Origin of the sequence: Actinomadura sp. NPDC049753 (assembly GCF_040674655.1) — a bacterium.
GTDB classification, from domain to species: Bacteria; Actinomycetota; Actinomycetes; order Streptosporangiales; family Streptosporangiaceae; genus Spirillospora; species Spirillospora verrucosospora.
In genome coordinates, this window is sequence record NZ_JBFARL010000063.1 from 1 (window position 1) to 20,535 (window position 20,535).

Sequence of the window (20,535 nt, forward strand, 5' to 3'; positions counted from 1 at the left end):
GACATGTCAACGGCCGCAGTCGTCGCCGAAATCGTAGACAGCGTCCGTGAGATACGACAACACACGCTCCCCAATGCGGTAGCTCTCGCCGCTCCTCGAGCGGACGCGGGAGGCCGAGCGCACCGACCCGGGAGCCGTCCGGTGGCCGCGCCACAAGGTCCACGACGACGCGACCGCGGCCGTCTGCGACCTCGGCTGACCCGCCTGGCGAGCAATCGCTTGGTCGTGTCGTAGGGTGCGGGGACCGGCGGGAAAGGACGTGGCATGCGCCTCGGCATCACGATGTTCGCGACCGACCTGACCATGGCGCCGCACGAGCTGGCCCGGGAGGCGGAGGCGCGCGGGTTCGCCTCGCTCTACCTCCCCGAGCACACCCACATCCCCGTGTCCCGCGCCACCCCGCCGCCGACGGGCGCCGCGACCCTGCCCGAGGAGTACTCCCGCACGCTCGACCCGCTGGTGTCGCTCGCCGCGGCGGCCGTGACGACCGAGCGGATCGTCCTCGGCACCGGCGTCCTGCTGCCCGCCCAGCGCGAGCCGATCGTCACCGCCAAGGCCGTCGCCACCCTCGACCGGCTGGCGCCCGGCCGGATCGCACTCGGCGTCGGCTACGGGTGGAACGCCGAGGAGGGCGCCGACCACGGCGTCCCGTGGAAGCGGCGGCGCGCGGTGGCGCGCGAGCACGTCCTCGCCATGCGCGCCCTCTGGACGGACGAGGTGGCGTCCTTCGAGGGGGAGTTCGTCGGCTTCGCGCCGAGCCGGGCGTGGCCGAAGCCGTCCCGCCGCGTCCCCGTACTGCTCGGCGGCGCCCCCGGTCCGACGCTGTTCGCGCACATCGCCGAGTTCGGGGACGGGTGGATGCCGATCGGCGGCGCGGGCGTCCGCGAGGCCCTTCCCGCCCTGCGCCGGGCCTGCGAGGACGCGGGGCGCGACCCGGTGCCCGTGATCCCCTTCGGGACGCTGCCCACCCTCGGCAAGCTCGACCACTACGCCTCGCTCGGGATCGAGGAGGTCGTGCTGCGCGTGCCCGCCGGCGACCGCGACTCGGTCCTGCCGGTGCTGGACGGCTACGCCCGCTCCCACCTGTGAGCCGGCGGACCGCCGTCCGTCACCGGATCATGCGGTAGCAGAAGAAGGTCGGGAACCGGTAGTACTGGCCCTTGCCGGCCTTCACCGCGCCGAGGATGAGGAACACCCACCCGCCGATCAGCAGCTCCAGGTAGGGGAGCAGGAACAGCGCGAGGAACGCGGGCGCGTCCAGCAGGATGGCCGGCGGGACGCAGACCGCCGCCACGGCCACGAGGTGGATCAGCATGGTGAGCTGGTAGTTCATCGACTGCGCCGCGTGGAAGCGGGTGAACGGCGAGGTGTTCTTCTTCACCAGGTAGATGACCAGCGGCGGCAGGAAGCCGATCAGGATGTTCCCGACGTAGGCGAAGATCGCCCAGGTCGTCTCCTCGCCGGGGTTCTGCATGCCCTGGCCGTACGGGACGCCGGGAGGGCCGTAGCCGTAGCGCGGGTCGTACGGACCCGCCGACGGCGGGCCGTAAGGCGGGCCCGGCGGTTGCCCCGGCGGCTGGCCGTAGGCGCCGTGGTACGGCGGCGGCTGGCTGGGCGGTGGCTGGTCGGGCGGTGGCCGGTCGGGCGGTGGCTGGTCGGAAGGTGGCGGGGGCTGATCCGTCACGTGTCGTCCTCTTGTCCTCTTCGGGCGTCCCTCGGGGGATACCGCAGGAATCTATAGGACCAGGGCTCCCCGGCGGGGCGACCGCTGAGCGGGACCTGCGTCCGGACCGCTCTCCGACGTATTTTAGAATTTCGTTCGGCCAATGGGGCGATGGGGGCATGCCCCGCGAGGAGGCTGAAGTGAGCGCGATCCCGATGGAGCGGCCGATGCTGGGGGACGACGAGGCCGCGGCGCTGACGGGCCTGGCCGCCCGCGTGCGGGAACTGGCCGAGGCCACCGTCCTCACCGGCGCCGACGCGGCCGAGGCCGCCGCGGTGGCGGACGAGATCGCGGCGCTGACCGCCCGGCTCACCGCCGAGCGTCGCGGCGCCCCGCCGTTCGTCACGCCCGGCGAGCGCCGCATGGACCGCCAGATCGCCAACCCCGTCACCGGGCCGCTCAACCCCTTCGCTCCGCCGATCGGCCTGGAGGTGACCTCGGACGGCGTCGTCCGGGGCGAGTTCACGCTCGGCGCCGTCTACGAGGGCCCGCCGTCGTACGTGCACGGCGGCGTCTCCGCGATGGTGCTCGACCAGGCGCTCGGCATGGCGGCGGCCGCCACCGGCACGCCCGGCATGACCGCCACCCTGGAGACGCGCTACCGGCGCCCCACCCCCCTCGGCGTCCCGCTCCAGGTGGAGGCGAAGGCGAGCCGCGTGGAGGGGCGCAAGGTCCACGCGACCGGGACGATCAGCGCACCGGACGGGCGGGTCACGGTCGAGGCGACCGGGATGTTCATCATGCCGCAGCGGTTCGTCACGTCGGAGTACTGACCGCCGCGCGCTCCTCCGCCGGGGCGGGCAGCAGCGCGAGCGCGCCCAGCGTCAGCACCGAGGCCACGATCATGCTGATCGAGATCGCCTGCCAGCCGTAGTCGTGCAGCAGCCACGTCGCGAGCAGCGGCGCGGGGCCGCCCGCGAACACCGAGGCGAGCTGGTAGCCGATGCCCGCCCCGCCGTAGCGCAGCCGCGTCGGGAACGTCGAGGCGATCAGCGACGCCTGCGGCCCGTACTGCACGGCGTGCGGGATCTGCGCCACCACCACCGCGACGACGACCAGCGCCGCGATCTCGGTGTTGAGCAGCGCGAAGTACGGGAACGCGAACAGCGCCACGCAGATCGAGCCGGCCGCGTACACCCGCCGCGGGCCGATGCGGTCGCCGAGGTGCCCGGCGGCCGGGATCGTGACGAGCTCCAGCGCGGCCGCCGCCGTCACCGCGCTCAGCGCGAGCCCCTGCGCCATGTCGAGGTGCTTGTGCACGTAGGTGAGCGCGAACGAGGTGAACAGGTAGAACGGCATCTGCTCCGAGCAGCGCAGCAGCGCGCTCAGGACGATCTCCCGGGGGTGCCGCTTGACGACCTCGACGACCGGCACCCGGGCGACCTCGTCGCGCTTGACGACCTCGGCGAACAGGGGCGTCTCCATCACCCGGATCCGCACCCACAGCCCGATCCCGACGAGGACCAGGCTGAACAGGAACGGGACGCGCCACGCCCAGTTCCGGAACGCCTCGTCCGCCGACAGCGCGATGGCGGTCATCATGCCGGTGCCGAGGATGAGCCCGATCGGGACGCCGAGCTGCGGCAGGCTCGCCATCAGCCCCCGTCGCTTCTGGTCGCCCCATTCCATCGACAGCAGCACCGAGCCGCTCCACTCGCCGCCGACCGCGATGCCCTGCAGGATCCGCAGCAGCACGAGCAGCGCCGGCGCGGCCCAGCCGATCGTCCCGGTGCCCGGCAGCACGCCGATCAGCGCGCTCGACACGCCCATCAGCACCAGCGTGACGATCAGCGTCGCCTTCCGGCCGAGCCGGTCGCCCCAGTGCCCGAAGATCGCCGCGCCCACCGGGCGGGCCGCGAAGCCCACCGCGTACGTCGCGAACGCCGACAGCGTGCCCGCGTAGTCGCTCGACTCGGGGAAGAAGACGTCCTTGAAGACGATCGCCGCGGCGGTGTTGTAGAGGAAGAAGTCGTACCACTCGATGGAGGTGCCGATCACGCTCGCGGCGGCGGCCTTGCGGACCTGCGCGCGGCGCTCCTCGGCGTCCGCGGCGCCGGGGCGTCCGGCCTCTCCGGGATCCAGAACCATGGGAGCCGTTGACCTTTCCGACCGCCCCCGCCGGTCCCAAGCGATTTGACCCACTGTTTCCCGCTGGGTTCGCCGCCGAAACCGTGGCGGCGCGAAACGGTCGACAATCGGGTGGTTTCCCGCTCAGTACTCGTAGACCTTGACCGTCGGGGCGTGCTCGTACCAGGACGCGATGACCGACGAGGTGCGCTCGTCGGAGAGGAAGTCGACCCGCAGCCAGCCCTCGGTCTGCGTCACGCGCGTCTCGTAGCCGGGGTTCGGCGTGGCCGACACCAGCCGCACCCGGTCCTTCTCGATCGACATCGCGGCGCTCCCGCCGCGCGTCGCGTAGCTGCGCACATGGTCGGTCGGCCCGGAGGACGAGGCGCCGCCGCTGGGCTTGACGGGCGGTGCCTTCGGGGCCTTGGACGGCGCCGGTCCCTCGTCCTGGCCGGTCGGCGGGCTCGGCCGGGCGGTGGGCGACCCGGTGGCGGTCGGCCCCGGCGGCGGTGACGGGCTGGAATGGATCACCGGCCCGGCGATCGGCGGCGGCGCCGACCGGTCCGACACCGCACTGCGCACGACGCCGCGCACGCCGAGCCAGGAGAGCGCCACCGCGAGCGCGGTCACCCCGGCCCACGGGGCAACATACGACATCGCGCGACGCATGGGCACATGGTGGCATACGGTTCCGCCATGGCGAGTGTGTTGGTGGTCGAGGACGACGCGAACGTCCGGACCGCCTTGATCAGGGAGCTGAGCGCCCGGTCGCACGTCGTGCGCAGCGTCGGGACCGCGATGGACGCGCTGCGCGAGGTCACGCAGTCCCCGCCCGACGTCGTCGTGCTCGACCTCGGGCTGCCCGACCTCGACGGTGCGGAGGTGCTGAAGATGCTGCGCGGCATCTCCGACGTGCCCGTCATCATCGCGACCGCGCGCGACGACGAGCCCGAGATCGTCCGGCTGCTGAACGCGGGCGCCGACGACTACCTCATCAAGCCGTTCTCCATCGAGCACCTCAGCGCCCGGCTCGCCGCGGTGCTGCGCAGGTCGGCGCGGTCCGGGCCCACCGCGGAGCTCAGCGTGGGCGGCCTGCACATCGACCTCGACCGCCGGGAGGCGCGGCTGGACGGCGAGCCGCTGGAGCTGACCCGCCGAGAGTTCGACCTGCTGGCCTACCTCGCCGCCCGTCCTGGCCGGGTCGTCGCGCGGCGCGAGCTGCTCGCCGAGGTGTGGCGGCAGGCCTACGGCGACGACCAGACCATCGACGTCCACCTGTCCTGGCTGCGCCGCAAGCTCGGCGAGACCGCCGCCGCCCCCCGCTACCTGCACACGGTCCGGGGCGTCGGGGTCCGCCTGGCCGACCCGCGCGCATGAGGCGGACGCTCGTCCTGGTGTCGCTCGCGGTCACCTCGATGGTCGCGCTGGCGTTCCTGATCCCGCTCGCCCTCACCGTCCGGGAGATCGCCCGCGACCGCGCCCTGACCACCGCGGAGCGGCAGGCCAGCGCGCTCGGCCCCGTCCTCGTCGTCACCGAGGACCCGGCCGCCCTCGAACGCGCCGTCGCGAGCACCCAGGCGGGCGCCGCCGGGCGGATGACCGTCCACATGCCGGACGGCGGTCTCGTTCCGAAGAACCCCCGCGAGGACGAGGGAGCCCGTCCCGAGCAGCTCACCGAGGCCGGGCGGCGCGGCCGCTCCTACACCGCCCGCGTGGACGGCGGGTACGCGCTGCTCCAGCCGGTGTCGCTGGACGCGGGCCGCACGGCCGTCGTCGAGGTGTTCCTGCCGGACGAGGACCTGTCGCGCGGCGTGTGGAAGGCGTGGCTCGTCATGACCACGGTCGCGGCCGCGCTCGTCGCCGGGTCCGTCGCCGTCGCGGACCGGCTGGGCGCCCGCATGATCCGCTCCACCCGCCGCCTCGCCGAGGCGGCGGGCGCGTTCGGCGACGGGGAGCTGTCGGTGCGGATCGAGCCGGACGGGCCGCCCGAACTGGTCGAGGCGGGGCTGGCGTTCAATGCGATGGCCGACCATGTCGTCCAGCTGCTGTCGGCCGAGCGGGAGATGGCGGCCGACCTGTCGCACCGGCTCCGCACCCCCCTCGCCGCGCTCCGGCTCAACGTCGAGGCGCTCGGGAGCGGGCACGTCGCCGAGCAGACCCGCGAGGCCGTCGACCGGCTCGAGCACGAGGTCGACCAGATCATCCGGACCGTCCGGCGGCCCACCGGCCGGGGCAGCTGCGACGCCTCCAAGGTGCTGCGCGACCGGGTCGCGTTCTGGTCCGTCCTCGCCGAGGACGAGGGGCGCTCCTGCGAGCTGATCGGCGCCGAGGGCCCCGCGCCGCTGCCGGTCCCCGGCACCGAGCTGGCCGCCGCCGTGGACGCGCTGCTCGGCAACGTCTTCCGGCACACGGCCGAGGGCACCGGCTTCGTCGTCACCCTCCACCAGGGGCAGGGCGTCACCGGCATCCTCGTCGCCGACGGCGGCCCCGGCATCGCCGACCCGGACGCGGCGCTGAAGCGGGGCAGCAGCGGCGGCGGCTCCACCGGCCTCGGCCTGGACATCGCCCGCCGCGCCGCCGAGTCGACCGGCGGCTACCTGCGCATCCACCGCAGCGTCCTCGGCGGAGCCCAGGTGCAGATGTGGTTCCGCACGAAGTGGCTGCCACCGGCCCGCCGCTCCCGCCGCCTCGTCCGCCGCCGCCACTCCCGCACCAAACGTCCGGCATAGCGCCGCCTTAAGGCCCCCTTAACAAGAGTGGCGGAGGCCGGGGGCGGCCTTAGCGTGGCCCCATGAGAAGCCCCCGGTACCTCGTCGCCGCCCTGGTCGGCGTCGTCGGCCTCCCGGTCGCCGTCGTCATCGCCATCGCCGGCCTGGTCGCCGGCGGCAACATGCCCACCGCGCCCACCTCGTACAGGCTCCAGGTGACGGGCTAGCCGTCCTCGCGGACGTGGTCACCGGTCGCGCCGTCGAGCAGTTCGCGGACGATGTCCATGTGCCCGGCGTGCCGCGCCGTCTCCTCGACCATGTGGATCAGAACCCACCGCATGGTCACCGAGGCGCCGTGCCAGGCGGTGCCGAGGTCCTCCAGTTCCAGTTCCTCGATCACCTTGTCGGCCGCGGCGCGCGCCCGCCCGTAGAACGCGACGATGCCCTCGATGGTCTCGCCGGGCTCGATCCTGAGGTCGGCCTCCGGGTCGTCGTCCCTGAACGGCAGCGGCTCCGTCTCCCGGCCGAACGTCTCGCAGAACCAGCTGTACTCGACGGCGGCCAGGTGCTTGGTGAGACCCAGCAGGCTCGTCCCTGACGGAGTCATGGGGCGCCGCGCCTGGTCCTCGTCCAGGCCGTTCAGCTTCCACAGAACCACGTCCCGATGCCTATCGAGAGCGGCCTTCAGACTTTCCTTCTCGCCACCGGTGTACGGCACTTCTTCCATGCGGGGACGCTACCAGCGCGACGGGACCGGGCCGGCGGAGGACGCCGGCCCGGCGGGCGTCAGCAGTTGGAGTAGTTGACGTACCACTTGCCGCGGACGGCCCCGTCGTCGGCGCCGAGCATGTAGTCGGCGATCCACTGGGTGGCGTTCAGCCGGACCCACAGGAACCCGTCCCTGCGCTGGATGCTGTCCCAGTCCGTCCGGACCTTGGACCCCTTCGCCAGAACGCCGACCTTCTTGTAGCCGACGCCCGGCCCCGTGCGGACGTTGAGCCCGTCCGCGGGGAGGACGACCCCGTCGCACAGGCGAACGCGCTCCTCGTCGCGGACGAGGAGCCGGTTCATCGCCCTGGCGGCGCCCTCGGGCCCGACCTCGATGGCCCCCGGCCCGTGCCCCTCTTCCTCGTGCTGGACCGCGGCCGACCCGTCCTGCCCGGGCACCGGCGGCGGCGCGGCCCCGGCGACCGCGCTCAGCGCGCCGCTGACCAGCGTCGTGGCGACCAAGACCACACCGAGCTTGGTACCTACGTGCATCTATACCTCCCGAGTGAGGCGACGGACTAACAGCGGCATGTTACCTAGAGTCAAGTCACAGATGCAGAGAGTTGCAAAGACACTTCTTTGTGACGCCAAAAAGGTCAGCCAGGGCCTCCTTTTAGTGCCGTCCCGAATAGCTCCACAGTCCATGTCGTAGCCTGGCCATCCCAAACTTCGGAAGTGCCGATGCCTCGCCGTCCTCCGGGCGAGATCAGACGTGACCAGCCCCGGCGCAGTCCACTCGCTCGCACTTCGACGATCAACGGGCTGTCCGGAGCCGCGACCCACCAGGTTCTGGCCTTCGAGCGCGATCATGGCCTGCCGCATGGAGTGGTGGCCCATGCTCTCCGCGTCTGGCGGGAGGGCCCTCGTCCCTCACCCAAATAGCGGCCTCAACTGCGGCGACGGAACCACCAACTGGCGGGACATGCACGCCCGCACCCTGCTCGAAGACGCCTTGCAGAGCTTGCGCCGCCCCGCCCAGCGCCAGCTGGCGCGAATCCTGGCACCCCTTGATGAGCGGAATCTACGCGCCACCAGCAACGACCCGTACGCGGCCCAATGCCTTCCATGGTGGCGGCGCAGAACGCCCCTGGCCGACCCAAACCGCTGATCAGGGTTGGCAATGCGGAGTCAGCGTGAATCGTCTTCCAGAGCAGCCCGGACGGCCGCCGACATGGGGTCCCGCCATCGAGGATCACTGGTAAGTCAGGACCCGTCAAGTTCGGTGCGCAGACGCTCCCGCTGCACGACGCCCGTGGTGCCGTCCTGGCAGCGCAGGGTCAGCCGGCCGTCGTCACCGAGCGGCAGAACCAGTTGCGGCTGGGGCGCCATTTCGAAGAGGGGCTCACCGCTCGTCGAAGAGCGCACTGCCCGATCGAGCAACAGGACGTAACGACCGGGCGCGGGGGATTGGGCCTGCGACACCGGCTCCCAGACGGTCACGGTCCCCGTGGACGGCACACCCGTCCCCGTAGCGCCTGTCAGAGCGCCAACGACGGTGAACCGGAAGGCGGAACTCTTGGTGACGCCGTCGGCCATATCGATGCGACCCACGCGCACCGTGCCGTCCACCGGCCGGTATCCCTGCTCCCGCCGCTCGCGGATCGCAGCGTCCCATACTCCGATACTTCATCTGCGGCGTGCAGAAGAGGGGGACATGGCGATCATATATATCGAGAGCTTTGAGCGAGTTTGGAGTGGCGCTAGAATCTGCTCCGAGCGTAATTATTGATAGCGCCACTCATCGCCTCGATGAGGCCGATGGTGTTCCGGCTTGAAGATGCGATAGGTGAACACTAGTGCAAAGATGAAGGAAATTGCAGCAAATGCCGTTGTTGCAGCCCACCACCAGCCGCCATAGAGATTATACACTGCAATGGACGAGCCGCCGAATGTAAGAATAATCACTACGGCCAATATGAGATTCCATGTCGCCTCGCGGCGGGGAGGTGCTATCCGACGTTCGACATCCTTTCTTATCGTCTCCAGAGAGGCGCGGCGCCTCATCTCAAAGGAAACGAGTATCTCCCAGTCGCTTTCGGAAACGCCTTCCATAAAGGGTGGTATTTCAAAATCGTCCAGCTCTGTGCGATGTAAACGTCTTCGCATATTTGCTACCTGGAATCGGATAGTTTGAATAGGTGAACGAACTCGCCGTCTGGATTCATTCTCCATTGTGTCTCCTGATTGTGTTGTTAGTGAAGCGCTATAGAAGCAGCGAGAATATTGGCAAGGGCTATTGTAAGATTTACGTGCCGGTCCTCGAGTTCACCGAATTTCAGTGAGTCCACTGTGAGGATGCCGATCTTTTCGGTTCCCTGTCTAACGGGAACTGCGATGACAGGTTCGTATCCATTTGGCGGAGGAATCAGGTAAGAATGTGTTTGATGTTTTCCGTCCAACCAAAAAGGAAGATTGGGTAGGAGTATCTCGTTGAACATGTGGGCCGCTCCTACGCCATCAATCTCAGGACGCGGGGCTCGATGGTTTGGGGGAAAAGCTTGCTCCATCTTAAACTTGGGACTCGGGCTAGAATTATCGATAATCCATAGCGTGCTTCTGGCTCGAGGCGTTGGATTCGGTGGCGCTGTCAGCATCACGGCAGCCTGTAGGACGCCGTCCAAGATGCTTTTCTTCAAAGAGTCCAGATGAGGTCCTGGACCGTAGTCTTTATATGTCGAACAGAGGTCGCGAAGGAGGTCGGTGAGTGGCACAAGCGCAACATTGTAGAGTTGGGCTTGGTTGTTGATTGTCTGGACTGCAAGTTCTTGCGTTCTGTTCTTTTGGGAGTCGGAATGACGATTTTCAAGGAAGGTCATCAGTACGACACCAAATGCAGCAAATCCACCCCAAATGAGAAAATATCTCTTCTTTTCCCCGCTTGAGCCGTCCGCGAGAATTGAAACCGCGAAAGCGGTCGTACCTGCGGCGGCCGACAGTAGGAATATGACATATCTGATCGAATTTTTCTGTAGCCACTTCTTTATTTTCTTCAATGCAACTCTCTTTCATGTCCGGCGTCCCGCAAGTGGTATCTGAGCTAAGTTTGTACTGTAATCGCCGCGTAGTGCAAGTGAAATGGGCCTTTTGGTTGGCGGTGGTCAATGAGCTTTTCGACGCTCTCGGCTTCCGGTTAAGCGATGTGTCCAATTTTTGTGTGTCCGTAATTTGTTCCCTGTCTTGCCCCTACGAGCTGTACGTGTAAAGAGACACCTGTCGCGCCGGGATATGGGCGCGACAGGTGTCAGGCGGCGATCTGAAGCTAGGAAGGTGTGGAGTGGTCCGGTGCGGCGATGATCTGTTTGATCTTGCGGCGGTCGATGCCGTGTTTCTCGGCTAGGTAGCGCTGGGAGAGGGGGCGGCCTGGGCCGTCCAGGCTCGCCCTGTACTCGTTCAGCACCGCTTCTTCTGGCGTCTGCTCCACTTTGGTACGTCGCTGCGCCGGGGCGGGACGTTCCTCGTCTCGGGACGAGGTCTGAGCGTGTTGCGCTGCGGGTGAGGGGCATGAGGAGTTCGAAGGAGCCGACGAGGGGGAGTGCCGGCCATGCGCTGACTATCGCGCCGATGACGCTGTGGGACGCGCCGTGTGCCACGTTAGCGCCTACCGTCGCCACGATGTCCACAGCGAGGCTCCACTTGGCCAACGGTGGTGCGGGGTGCTTCCGGCGGCTTGCGGCGAGGAGCACCATGGATGCTGCCCAGATGAGGCCGTCCACCGTGAACGGGACGAGGCGCGCCGTGGGGCCGGCCTCGCCGTGCGAGTGGACGAGTTCGTAGGCGTGGCGGTAGGAGATGACGGCTGCCACGGCGGCTACCGCCACTACAACGAGTGCGGTCGTGATCCGGATGAGGCGGTCAGTCACAGCCAGCTCCTCCAGCCACTCCATGACGCATGGGTCGTCCTCGCCGTGGGTGATGACGCGTTCGGCGAGCGATAGGGCCCTGATGGTGGAGTTCCGGTTGAGGGGGCGCGGCCATGTGGTGACGTGCCAGACATCCCCCACGTGGGCGCCGGTGGCTATGACCTTGCCGTTTACCGTCGCGGTCATCGTTGTTTCGGTGAGTTCGAGGCGTGGAGACCCCTCCTCCCTGCTGAGAGGGAGCCAAACCCGGCAGCCAGCGGGGGCCGGGTTAATCCCGACGTAGGTCGACTGTGCCGGACGGTTCCCCTGGGCTCCTTCCCTTGTTTCGCAGGCGAGCGTCTACCTGGCCGACTTCCCCGGACACCCTCGGACGGGCCCTGAATAAGGCTGGCTCAGGGGTTCCCTAAGTGAGGCTTAAAGGCGTTCTGGTGGGGGGTTTGGCGGCTTAGCGTTTGGGGTGTCAGATCGGAGACACGGCGGAGGTGCACAGGCGGAGAGCAGAGCGATCGTCGGCTGAGGTTCCGACTGAGGTTCCTGATTGAGACAGACTTCTGGCCTGCACGGCCCCCTAACCCCGCTCTGGGGCCGTGCGGGCCAGAAGCCTTTTCAGGGGCGGGGGAGGGCGCCGAGGAGGAGAAGGCGGAAGGCGTCGGCGGTGCCGGTGGCGGTGGTGTCGCCGGTGGCGAGGCGGCGGATGGCCAGGCCGTAGAGCATCGCGACGATCGCGGGGGCGTGGTGTTCGGCGTCCGGGATGTTCAGGGCCTTCAGGATGGCGGTGGCCAGGCGGTCGTAGGCCTCGATGGAGCGCGTGGAGGTCTCGCGGAGGGCCGGGTCGCGGGCGGCGTGCAGGTGGAGTTCCAGGTTCGCGATCTGCTCGGGGCCGTGGGCGAACTCGACGACGGCCTTCTCGACCTGGTCGGCGGCCTGGACGGGCGCGATGCCGGACTCCGCCAGGGACGTGACGTAGGCCGTGATGCGGGCGATCTCCTGCTCGACGAAGGCGTGCAGCGCCTCGCGCAGCAGGTCCTCCTGGCTGGGGAAGTGGTAGGTCAGGGAGCCGAGGGAGACGCCGGCCGCGCGGGCGACGGCGCGGTTGGTCACGGCGCCGATGCCCTGTTCGCCGATCAGGCGGAGGGTGGCGTGGAGGATCCGGTCACGGGCGTTCATCGGTGCTCAGTCTTCCCCACAACGGATGCGTTCAGTATCGTTCGTTCGAACGAACGATAGCGGGAGGCGGCGTGGAGCTGGGGCTGGCCGGGCAGGCGGAGGCGCTCGCGAGGAGAGAGATCTCCTCGAGTGAGCTGGTGGAGGAGAGCCTGGAGGCCATCGGCCGGGGGGAGGCGCTCGGCGCTTTCCGGGTGGTGCGGGCCGAGGCAGCCGGGCAGGAGGCGCTGGAGGCCGACAAGCGGCTGGCGGAGGGGGAGCGGCTGCCGCTGCTCGGGGTGCCCGTCGCCATCAAGGACGACACGGACATCGCGGGGGAGACGACGCCCTTCGCGGTGGCGGGGGACCACCGGCCGGTGGCGCGGGACGGGGAGGTCGTGCGCAAGCTGCGGGCGGCCGGGGCCGTCATCGTGGGGAAGACGACGACGTGCGAGCTGGGGTTGTGGCCGTTCAGCGAGTCGCGGGAGTACGGGATCGCGAGGAACCCGTGGAATCCCGACTACTCGCCGGGCGGGTCGTCGGGCGGGTCGGCGGCGGCCGTGGCGGCGGGCATGGTCGCGGCGGCGGTCGGGTCCGACGGGGCGGGGTCGATCCGCATCCCGGCGGCGTGGACGGGCCTGGTCGGCATCAAGCCCCAGCGCGGCCGGGTCTCCGGGTACCCGCACACCGATCCGTTCAACGGGATCACCGTGTGGGGGCCGCTCGCGCGCACCGTGGGGGACGCGGCCCTGCTGCTCGACGTGCTGACCGGCAGCCACGCCGAGGACGTCCACCGGCTCGACCCGCCGATCACCCCGTTCGCCGAGGCCGCGAGGCGGGAGCCGGGCCGGCTGCGGATCGCCGTGTCCTACCGGACGGCGCTCGGGGTCAGCGGGAGGCTCGACCCGCGGATCCGGGCGGCCGTCGAGCGGCTCGCGCGGAGGCTGACCGACCTCGGGCACAAGGTGTTCCCCGCCGATCCCGACTACGGGCCGGCGGCGCTCGGGCTGGTCCCGCGCGGGACGGCCGGGGTCGCCGACTGGCTGGACTCGCTGCCGAACCCGCGGCCCGATCCCAGGACGGAGGCCGAGGCGCGGCTGGGAAGGGTCGTCGGGAGGCGGCTGCTGCCCCTGGCCAAGCGGCTGGACCCGTATCTGCGGAGGCGGGTCGGGCGCATCTTCCAGATCGCGGACGTGGTGATGACGCCCACGACCGCGCAGCCGCCGCTGCGGGTCGGGGCCTTCGACGGGGCCGGCTACCACCGGACGCAGTCGGGGGTCGCGGCCGCGTGCCCTTACGCGTGGACGTGGAACGTGCTGGGATGGCCCGGAGTGAACGTCCCGGCGGGGTTCACCGAGAACGGGCTGCCCATCGGCGCCCAGTTGCTCGGGCACGACTCCGACGAGGCGACGCTCATCTCGCTCGCGGCGCAGCTGGAGTCGGTCGAAGGATGGGCCGGGCTGCGCCCCTAGACGCGTGACGGGCCGCCGGTGCGGGGGTCCAGCCGGTACCGGCGGCCCGTCGCGTTCAGTAGCCGGCGCCCGTGAGCATGCCGCCGTCGACGAGGACCTCGCTGCCGGTGCAGTAGGTCGAGTCGTCCGAGGCGAGGAAGACGACCAGTCCGGTGATCTCCCGCGCCTTGCCCATGCGGCCGAGGGGGAGCGCCTTCATGAACGCGTCGGCGCTGGCGGCCGTGGCGGAGACGATGTCGTCCTGCATGGTCAGGGGCGTCAGCACCCCGCCGGGGTGGATGGAGTTCACGCGGATGCCGTACTGGCCGAGCTCGCGGGCGGCGGACTTGGTCAGCCCGCGGACGCCGAACTTGCTGGCGCTGTAGGCGGCGAGGCCGGCGGCGCCGATGAAGCCCTCGGTCGAGGACACGTTGACGATCGAGCCGCCGCCCGCCGCGCGCATCGGGGCGGTCACCGTCTTCACCCCGAGCCACTGGCCGACCAGGTTCACTTCCAGGATCTGGCGGAACTCCTCGACGGCCATGTTCTCGATGGTCTTGTGCCGGAGGATCCCGGCATTGTTGACCAGGACGTTCAGTGCCCCGAAGGTCTCGGTGGCGGTCTGGACGGCCCGCTGCCAGTCCTCCTCGCGGGACACGTCCATCCGGACGAAGCGGGCGCCGTCCCCGAGGTCGGCGGCCAGCTTGGCGCCCTCCTCCTCCAGGACGTCGCCGAAGACCACTCTGGCGCCCTCGTCCAGGAACCGCCGGACGTGCGCCTTGCCCATGCCGCGCGCGCCGCCGGTGATCAGCGCCACCTTGCCGTCAAGCTGCCCCATCAACGCTCCTCGTCGCCCGTTGCCTCCCGGCCAACCTAGCGAACGCTTGGTCAACCGAACAAGGCGGCCCCTAGCCGGCGCGCAGCCCGCCGAACATCAGCGTGAGCATCCGGTCGGCGTACGCGCCGGGGTCGGGGGTGCGCTCGGACGCGGCGCCGATCGCGTTCGCGAGCCGCAGCAGGTCGCCGGGGTCGATCTCGGCGCGGACGGAGCCGGCCCGCTGCGCCCGCTCCAGCAGCCGGCCGAGCGCGGCGCGGATGGCGTCGGCCGAGGCGCCGAGCCCGGTGGCCGCCCACTCGGGCCCCATCGCCTCGATGATCACGGTGCAGGTGCCGCGCGGGTTCGTGGCGCCCGCCAGGTAGGTGCGCAGCCAGCGGGCGAGCGCCGCCTCCGGGTCCGGTTCGGCCAGCAGCGCGTCGGCGTGCCCGAGCAGGCCCTCGATCCGCTCGCGAAGGACGGCGTGCAGCAGCGCGTCCCGGGTGGGGAAGTGCCGGTAGAGCGTTCCCGATCCGACGCCCGCCCGTTTGGCGATCTCGTCGAGGGACGCGCCCGTGCCGTGCTCGGTGAAGGCGGTGCGAGCCGTCGTGACGAGTCGCTCGTAGTTGCGGCGGGCGTCGGCCCGCATCGGCCGGGTCTCCATGGGCACCGTCCAGCGGTCGCGGGCGGCCTGACGCGGCCCCCCGGCCTGCTTCTTTCGACGAGCCTGCCATCTTCCAGGGCGGATGCGCTACCCGGAGCGCGCGGCGAGTGCGTCGCGGGACAGCCGGTCGGCCCTGCGCGTCGTCTCCGGCAGCCGGTACTCGGGTGTCAGGGCGAGGACGGTGCGGCACGCGGCGTCGAGGCCGATGCGGTGGCCGACGGACACGAACACCGGCTTCACGCCGTCGCGGGTCCGCAGCACCCGTCCGACGGTCTCGCCGCCGTCCAGCAGCGGGCTCGCGTCGCCGCGCCGCGGGCCCGGGCGCTCGTACGTCCCGACGAACGCGGTCTTGCCGACGCCGACGGACGGCAGGCCGGTCAGCACGCCGAGGTGGCACGCGAGGCCGAAGCGGCGCGGGTGCGCGATCCCGAAGCCGTCGCAGACGAGCAGGTCGGGCGTGGTCTCCAGGGCGCGGAGCGCGTCGAGCAGCGTGGGCAGCTCGCGGAACGCGAACAGGCCCGGGACGTAGGGGAACGCCGCCGTTCCGACGGCGACCGACTCCTCGACGACCTCCAAAGTCGCGGCGTCCAGGACGACCACGGCGGCGGCCAGCCGGTCGCCCGCGCCGCCGCCGTCGCCCGCGTAGGAGACGTCCAGGCCGGCGACGGTGCGCGGCGCGGCCGGGCCCGGAACGCCGAGTTCGAGCATCGGACGCAGCCGGTCCTGGATCGCCTCGGCTTCCTGCGGTGTGGACGGCCAGGGATGCAGATCGCGTACGTCCATGGCAGGACGCTACCGCTCTTCCGCGGCGGCGACCGCGGCGCTCACGACAGCGACGCGTACGCCGCCTGCGTCAGCCGGTAGGCGCGCAGGTCGCCGGACGCCTGGTCGCCCATCAGGTTCGGCAGGTAGGCGAGCGCGAGCCCGGCCTCGGGGTCGCCGAGCCCGACCGAGCCGCCCGCGCCGGTGTGGCCGAACGCCGACTCGCGCCCCGCCCTCGGGGTGAAGAAGGTCTGCGAGGGGCGCATGAACCCGAGGCCGAAGGAGCTCCGGACGAGCAGCGTGCGGTCGGGGCCGCTGACACGCGGGCGAATGGCCTCGCGCAGCGTGTCCGGGCGCAGGATGCGGCCTGCCGTGAGGTCGCGGTAGAACGCGGCGAGCGCGGGCGCGGTGGTCGTCATCCCGGCGGCAGGCCACCCGGCGCGCAGCACGACCGGGTTGTTGTAGCCGCCCTTGCCCGGATGCGGGTTGTTCAGCGACCGGTTCATCATGCTCTGCGGGTCGGTGTAGGCGTCGGCGAGCCGGGTCAGGACGTCCTGCTCGGCGGTTCGGGGCGCGTCGGTCCCGCCGCCGGTGCGCCGGCCCGCCGACAGCTTCGCGGCCCGCTCGATCACCTCGTCCGGGGCCCCGATCCACAGGTCCAGGTCGCGGGCGAACTCGTCCTTGACGAAGGCGCCGACCGTCCAACCGCCGGAGTGGCGGCGGACGATCTCACCGGCCAGCCAGCCGTAGGTCAGCGCGTGGTAGCCGTGGCCCTCGCCGGGCGTCCACTCGGGCTCCTGGGCGGCCAGCTCTGCCGCGCGGGCCGGGGCGTCCGCGGCCTCCTCCGCGGAGACGGGGCGCGCGAACGCGGGCAGGCCCACCTGGTGCGACAGCAGATGCGCGGCCGTCGCACCCTCCTTGCCCGCGGCGCCGAACTCCGGCCACCAGTCCGTGACCGGGCCGTCGACGTCGTAGGCGCCGCGCTCGGCGAGCAGCAGCGCCGCCGCGGCCGTCACCGCCTTGGTGCAGGAGAACCCGAAGCAGGGCGTGCCGGCCTCCCACGCGCGTCCGGTGCGGCGGTCGGCGACACCGCCCCACAGGTCGACGACCTTGCGGTCGCCCGCGTAGACGGCGACGGCGGCGCCCAGCTCGCGTCCCTCGGCGAAGTGCTCCTCGAACACCTCGCGGACGCGGGCGAACGCCGGATCGCAGTGGCCCTGCACCGTGCTGCTCATGCGCGATCCTCTCAGGCGGGGACTCCATAGAATCACGTTCTAGGACGTTCCGCCGCGCCGGGGATCGCCTCAGGAGCGGCCCAGGTGGTGGACGGGTTCGGTGATCGGGCCGGCGGCGCGCTGGGCGGGGCGCGTCCGGCCGAACTCCAGCGTGAGCAGCGCCGCGGCCAGCCACGCGATGTCGAACCAGGACCGGAAGACCACGCTGCGCGGCTTGTAGGACGGCCTGAACTTCTTGTCGAACAGGTACAGCGACTCCACGGCGATCCACGGGTCGAGAAGGTGCAGCGCCCGGTAGCCGGCCTTCTCCAGCAGGCCGCGCTCGTCGGCGTCCAGCAGCTCGCGGAAGGCGGCGAAGTTCAGCGAGACGAGCCCGTGCCCGTGCGCCGCGGCGTACTCGACCATCTCGACGATGAGGCGCTCGTTGACGCCGTTCGGGCCGCCGGGGTCGCGGCGCATCGCGTCCAGGCTGACGCCCTCTCCGGCGGTGACGTAGCGCTGGAACGCGATGGGCTCCTTGTCCTCGTCGTAGGCGACGGCGACGATCGCGCCCGGGTGGTACCCGGTGAGCAGCTCGTCCAGGTTCATGGAGAAGCCGCGCTCGGCCGCGCCGCCGAGGGAGCGGGACGCGACGTCCAGCAGCTTCCCGCGCAGCGCGGGCGTGAGCTCCCGTTCCGGAAGGATCTCGGACGAGACGCCGAAGTTCTCGGTGCGCTTGACGGCCTGCCGGACGTTGCGCATCTTCCGCCCGGACAGGGTGAACTCGGCGGGGCGGATGACGACCTCGTCGCCGAAGCCGATCGAGCGGCACCGCCCCCAGGCCGGGAGCAGGGCGTCGCTCGCGCCGAGGACGGCCGGGCGCCAGCCGGTCGTCCGGCACATCGAGAGGAACGCCCGCACGGCGTCGGTGTGCGAGGCCGGGTCGCCGACCGGGTCGCCGCCCGCCACCGCCATGCCGAACAGGACCCGGTAACCGATCGCGGCCCGGCCGTCCGCGCTGAACACGTACGCCTTGTCGCGGCGCAGCGCGAACGGGGCGAGGGTGTCGGAACCGGGGTGCAGGACGAGGCCCGCGACGCGGGCGCGCTCCGCCTCGTCGCCGGGCGGGGGCGCCGGGTCGGGGGCGAGGAGTGTGATCACCAGGACGAGCAGGCCGGCGGCGCCGGCGAGGCCGAGCACGCCCGGGAGCCAGGACGCCCCGTCCATGGGCGCGCCGGTGGCGCCGAGCCCGCTGGCGACGTCGCCGACCGACCGGACCGACACACCGCCGAAGACCAGTGAGAAGAGGGTCGCGGCGGCGAGCAGCAGGGCGCCGGTCTTCACGGCCGCGCGGACGCGCTCGGGGTGCGGGCGCACAGGGAACCGGCCGCGCTCCAGCCACAGCCCGCCGAGGGCGGCGGCGAGCAGCGGCAGCCGCCACAGCGGGTCGTCGCCGGACAGCACGGCGAGCAGGCCGAGGAGCGCCAGCGTGACGAGCCCGTACCAGGCGGCGCGGCGGCGCAGCAGCACGCCGCGGGCGACCAGGGCGAGCGCGAGGGCCAGCACGACGGCGTGCTCCGGCCTCAGCGGACTGCCGGTGACGAGCTGGGACAACCGGCCGAGCCAGTGCGGGGAACCCGCGAACGCGGGCACCGCGATCAGCGCGGCGACCAGGGCCGCCGTCAGCGCGAGCGGCCAGACGGGCCGCGCGTGGGGCGCCGCACCCGGCCCGCCCCCGGCCGGAGGGCGGGAAACGCCGCCCCTCCGCAAAGACTCGTCCGATAGCACGAAGCACACCTCCGCTGAGCCCCCAACCAAGATCTTCCGGAACTCATTCCCGGGTTCGGTCGTTGTTATTGGGCCTTGACCCAGCGTACGGCCGGACCGCCGGCCGGGCGCCGCACCCGGGCCATACCCGGCGGGGCGGCCGGGACACCGCTAGCCTCGTGGTGATGAAGAGGCTCCTGCTCGTCCACCACACGCCCTCGCCGTCCGTCCAGGCGATGGTCGAGGCGGTGCGCGCCGGCGCGTCGACCGACGAGATCCGGGGTGTGGAGGTCGTGTCCCGCGCGGCGCTGTCCGCCACCGCCGTGGACGTCCTGGAGGCCGACGGCTACCTTCTGGGCTCACCGGTGAACCTGGGCTACCTGTCCGGTGCGCTGAAGCACTTCTTCGACCAGATCTACTACCCCTGCCTGGAGGAGACGGTCCGCCGCCCGTTCGGCGCCTTCCTGCACGCCAACAACGACGCCACCGGCGCCGTGCGGGCCCTGGACGCCATCACCACGGGGCTGAGGTGGAGGGCCGTCCAGCCGCCCGTGGTGGTGACGGGCGAGCCCGGCAAAGCCGATCTGGAGGCGTGCTGGGAACTCGGCGCGATCACTGCGGCGGAGCTCGGAGACGTCTGAGCGGGTGCGCCGCCTGTAGCGTGCCGCCATGAGTGGTTTCCGGCACATAGCGCTGTTCAGATGGATCGAAGGCACGACGACCGGCCAGCAGGACGAGGTCGCGGCGAAGCTGCGCGAGCTGCCCGGCGCGATCCCGGAGATCCGGGAGTACGGCGTGGGGGTGAACGCCGGCGTCAACCCCGGCGTGTACGACTTCGCGGTGGTCGCGGACTTCGCGGATCTGGACGCCTACCTCGTCTACCGCGACCATCCGGTCCATCGCGCGGCGGTCGACGAGTACCTCACGCCCATCACGGCGGAGCGCGCGGCCATCCAGTACGAGCTGTAGGAGTCCGAAAGGGGGGCGGCGCGGCGGCGCCGTCCCGAGGTTGAAACCGAGCAAGCGCTTGTGCCCGAAGACTTTTCGGGTTAGTTTCCTCAGAGACGCCCGCTGGGAACGGATCGCGCCCCGTTCCCGGCGGGCGGCGAAACAGGACGCGGGGTGCCGGGCGCCCGCGGGACGGCGTCCACCGGACGCGCGCACTCACGAACCGCAGGGCTCACGAACCGCAGGCTCACGGAGCGCACGCGACGGCGTGCGTGCGACGGCGTGCGTGCGACGGGCGGCGGGGCTCACCCCCGCGACCGCAAGCTCATGATCTCCTCGCGGAGCTGCTGCGAGGACGGCGCCTCCAGCAGCCGCGGGCCCTCGCGCAGCGGCACCATGGCCCACCACGACCCCGTCGCCTCGCCGTACCAGACCCGCACGCCCGGGAACTGCTCCTGAAGGGCGCGCGCGGTGGCGGCCCGCAGGCCCGCGGGCATGGGCTCGCCGGCGGCCCCCTGCCGAGGCGTCATGCCGCCCTCCCCCGGTAGATCTCTCCCTTGACAGCGTCCCCACGGACCAAAGCGTCACTCCTACTCCGCAAATCGTGACTAAGCACACTATGGGCCTTCCGACCCCCGGACCGTGG

Annotated in this window: 24 protein-coding genes and 1 pseudogene; 8 read left to right on the plus strand and 17 right to left on the minus strand. The window is 71.0% G+C overall.

Annotation, left to right across the window (positions count from 1 at the left end; translation table 11 throughout):
- Positions 1-264 precede the first annotated feature (264 nt).
- Positions 265-1,089, plus strand: coding sequence for an LLM class F420-dependent oxidoreductase (locus tag AB0K37_RS18285; RefSeq protein WP_363982083.1), 825 nt, complete (start codon positions 265-267; stop codon positions 1,087-1,089).
- Positions 1,090-1,108: 19 nt separating this feature from the next.
- On the opposite strand, the gene AB0K37_RS18290 is transcribed toward AB0K37_RS18285, so the two are convergent.
- Entirely contained in the window at positions 1,109-1,684 is a 576-nt protein-coding gene (locus AB0K37_RS18290; protein ID WP_363982086.1) for a DUF4870 domain-containing protein, read from the minus strand.
- A 179-nt stretch (positions 1,685-1,863) separates the two neighbouring features.
- On the opposite strand from AB0K37_RS18290, the gene AB0K37_RS18295 reads away from it, so the two are divergent.
- Entirely contained in the window at positions 1,864-2,496 is a 633-nt protein-coding gene (locus AB0K37_RS18295) for a PaaI family thioesterase (RefSeq protein ID WP_363982089.1), read from the plus strand.
- Here the strand turns inward: AB0K37_RS18295 and AB0K37_RS18300 are convergent.
- Together AB0K37_RS18300 and AB0K37_RS18305 are read right to left on the minus strand one after the other, a co-directional pair.
- Positions 2,480-3,811 (minus strand): MFS transporter, encoded by a 1,332-nt coding sequence (locus tag AB0K37_RS18300; RefSeq protein ID WP_363982092.1) that lies wholly within the window; start codon positions 3,809-3,811, stop codon positions 2,480-2,482. The two genes, AB0K37_RS18295 and AB0K37_RS18300, sit on opposite strands and share 17 nt — an antisense overlap.
- A 123-nt stretch (positions 3,812-3,934) precedes the next feature.
- On the minus strand, positions 3,935-4,447 hold the full coding sequence (locus AB0K37_RS18305; protein WP_363982095.1) for a hypothetical protein: 513 nt from the start codon (positions 4,445-4,447) through the stop codon (positions 3,935-3,937).
- 39 nt (positions 4,448-4,486) lie between these two features.
- On the opposite strand from AB0K37_RS18305, the gene AB0K37_RS18310 reads away from it, so the two are divergent.
- The 3 genes from AB0K37_RS18310 (at position 4,487) to AB0K37_RS18320 (ending at position 6,725) form a co-directional block, all read left to right on the plus strand.
- Positions 4,487-5,167 carry a response regulator transcription factor gene (locus AB0K37_RS18310; RefSeq protein WP_363982098.1) on the plus strand — a complete coding sequence of 227 codons (681 nt, stop codon included), beginning with the start codon at positions 4,487-4,489 and terminating at the stop codon, positions 5,165-5,167.
- Positions 5,164-6,519 (plus strand): HAMP domain-containing sensor histidine kinase, encoded by a 1,356-nt coding sequence (locus tag AB0K37_RS18315; protein WP_363982101.1) that lies wholly within the window; start codon positions 5,164-5,166, stop codon positions 6,517-6,519. The genes AB0K37_RS18310 and AB0K37_RS18315 overlap by 4 nt, the downstream gene beginning before the upstream one ends.
- Before the next feature lie 62 nt (positions 6,520-6,581).
- On the plus strand, positions 6,582-6,725 hold the full coding sequence (locus AB0K37_RS18320; protein WP_363982104.1) for a hypothetical protein: 144 nt from the start codon (positions 6,582-6,584) through the stop codon (positions 6,723-6,725).
- Here the strand turns inward: AB0K37_RS18320 and AB0K37_RS18325 are convergent.
- From AB0K37_RS18325 to AB0K37_RS18360, 8 genes and pseudogenes are all read right to left on the minus strand, one after another.
- Positions 6,722-7,225: a DinB family protein gene (locus tag AB0K37_RS18325; RefSeq protein WP_363982107.1), complete on the minus strand. Its 504-nt coding sequence runs from the start codon at positions 7,223-7,225 to the stop codon at positions 6,722-6,724. The genes AB0K37_RS18320 and AB0K37_RS18325 overlap by 4 nt on opposite strands.
- A gap of 59 nt (positions 7,226-7,284) precedes the next feature.
- Complete coding sequence (locus AB0K37_RS18330; RefSeq protein WP_363982110.1) at positions 7,285-7,758, minus strand: SH3 domain-containing protein; 474 nt, start codon at positions 7,756-7,758, stop codon at positions 7,285-7,287.
- Positions 7,759-8,469: 711 nt separating this feature from the next.
- Positions 8,470-8,835 (minus strand): hypothetical protein, encoded by a 366-nt coding sequence (locus AB0K37_RS18335; protein ID WP_363982113.1) that lies wholly within the window; start codon positions 8,833-8,835, stop codon positions 8,470-8,472.
- 153 nt (positions 8,836-8,988) lie between these two features.
- Positions 8,989-9,438: a hypothetical protein gene (locus AB0K37_RS18340; RefSeq protein WP_363982116.1), complete on the minus strand. Its 450-nt coding sequence runs from the start codon at positions 9,436-9,438 to the stop codon at positions 8,989-8,991.
- Between the two features lie 20 nt (positions 9,439-9,458).
- Entirely contained in the window at positions 9,459-10,259 is an 801-nt protein-coding gene (locus AB0K37_RS18345) for a GAF domain-containing protein (RefSeq protein ID WP_363982119.1), read from the minus strand.
- Between the two features lie 266 nt (positions 10,260-10,525).
- Positions 10,526-10,687 (minus strand): hypothetical protein, encoded by a 162-nt coding sequence (locus AB0K37_RS18350; RefSeq protein ID WP_363982183.1) that lies wholly within the window; start codon positions 10,685-10,687, stop codon positions 10,526-10,528.
- A 73-nt stretch (positions 10,688-10,760) separates the two neighbouring features.
- Positions 10,761-11,312: pseudogene (locus AB0K37_RS18355) on the minus strand (DUF2637 domain-containing protein); the annotation flags it as partial.
- Between the two features lie 420 nt (positions 11,313-11,732).
- Positions 11,733-12,293, minus strand: a complete 561-nt coding sequence (locus AB0K37_RS18360; protein ID WP_363982122.1) for a TetR family transcriptional regulator — start codon at positions 12,291-12,293, stop codon at positions 11,733-11,735.
- Between the two features lie 71 nt (positions 12,294-12,364).
- Between AB0K37_RS18360 and AB0K37_RS18365 the strand changes: the two genes are divergently transcribed.
- Positions 12,365-13,741 carry an amidase gene (locus tag AB0K37_RS18365; RefSeq protein WP_363982125.1) on the plus strand — a complete coding sequence of 459 codons (1,377 nt, stop codon included), beginning with the start codon at positions 12,365-12,367 and terminating at the stop codon, positions 13,739-13,741.
- 55 nt (positions 13,742-13,796) lie between these two features.
- Here AB0K37_RS18365 and AB0K37_RS18370 read toward each other — a convergent pair whose 3' ends face one another.
- The 5 genes from AB0K37_RS18370 to AB0K37_RS18390 form a co-directional block, all read right to left on the minus strand.
- Positions 13,797-14,558: a glucose 1-dehydrogenase gene (locus AB0K37_RS18370; RefSeq protein WP_363982128.1), complete on the minus strand. Its 762-nt coding sequence runs from the start codon at positions 14,556-14,558 to the stop codon at positions 13,797-13,799.
- 70 nt (positions 14,559-14,628) lie between these two features.
- Positions 14,629-15,198, minus strand: a complete 570-nt coding sequence (locus AB0K37_RS18375) for a TetR/AcrR family transcriptional regulator (protein ID WP_363982131.1) — start codon at positions 15,196-15,198, stop codon at positions 14,629-14,631.
- 87 nt (positions 15,199-15,285) lie between these two features.
- On the minus strand, positions 15,286-15,981 hold the full coding sequence (nfi, locus tag AB0K37_RS18380) for a deoxyribonuclease V (RefSeq protein WP_363982133.1): 696 nt from the start codon (positions 15,979-15,981) through the stop codon (positions 15,286-15,288).
- Positions 15,982-16,022: 41 nt separating this feature from the next.
- A complete protein-coding gene (locus AB0K37_RS18385; protein ID WP_363982136.1) occupies positions 16,023-17,195 on the minus strand; it encodes a serine hydrolase domain-containing protein in 1,173 nt (390 codons plus the stop codon).
- Between the two features lie 69 nt (positions 17,196-17,264).
- On the minus strand, positions 17,265-18,962 hold the full coding sequence (locus tag AB0K37_RS18390; protein ID WP_363982139.1) for a phosphatidylglycerol lysyltransferase domain-containing protein: 1,698 nt from the start codon (positions 18,960-18,962) through the stop codon (positions 17,265-17,267).
- A gap of 164 nt (positions 18,963-19,126) precedes the next feature.
- On the opposite strand from AB0K37_RS18390, the gene AB0K37_RS18395 reads away from it, so the two are divergent.
- A complete protein-coding gene (locus tag AB0K37_RS18395; protein ID WP_363982142.1) occupies positions 19,127-19,582 on the plus strand; it encodes a flavodoxin in 456 nt (151 codons plus the stop codon).
- Positions 19,583-19,610: 28 nt separating this feature from the next.
- Positions 19,611-19,910 (plus strand): Dabb family protein, encoded by a 300-nt coding sequence (locus AB0K37_RS18400; RefSeq protein ID WP_363982145.1) that lies wholly within the window; start codon positions 19,611-19,613, stop codon positions 19,908-19,910.
- A 284-nt stretch (positions 19,911-20,194) separates the two neighbouring features.
- Here AB0K37_RS18400 and AB0K37_RS18405 read toward each other — a convergent pair whose 3' ends face one another.
- Positions 20,195-20,419, minus strand: coding sequence for a hypothetical protein (locus tag AB0K37_RS18405; protein WP_363982147.1), 225 nt, complete (start codon positions 20,417-20,419; stop codon positions 20,195-20,197).
- Positions 20,420-20,535 lie beyond the last annotated feature (116 nt).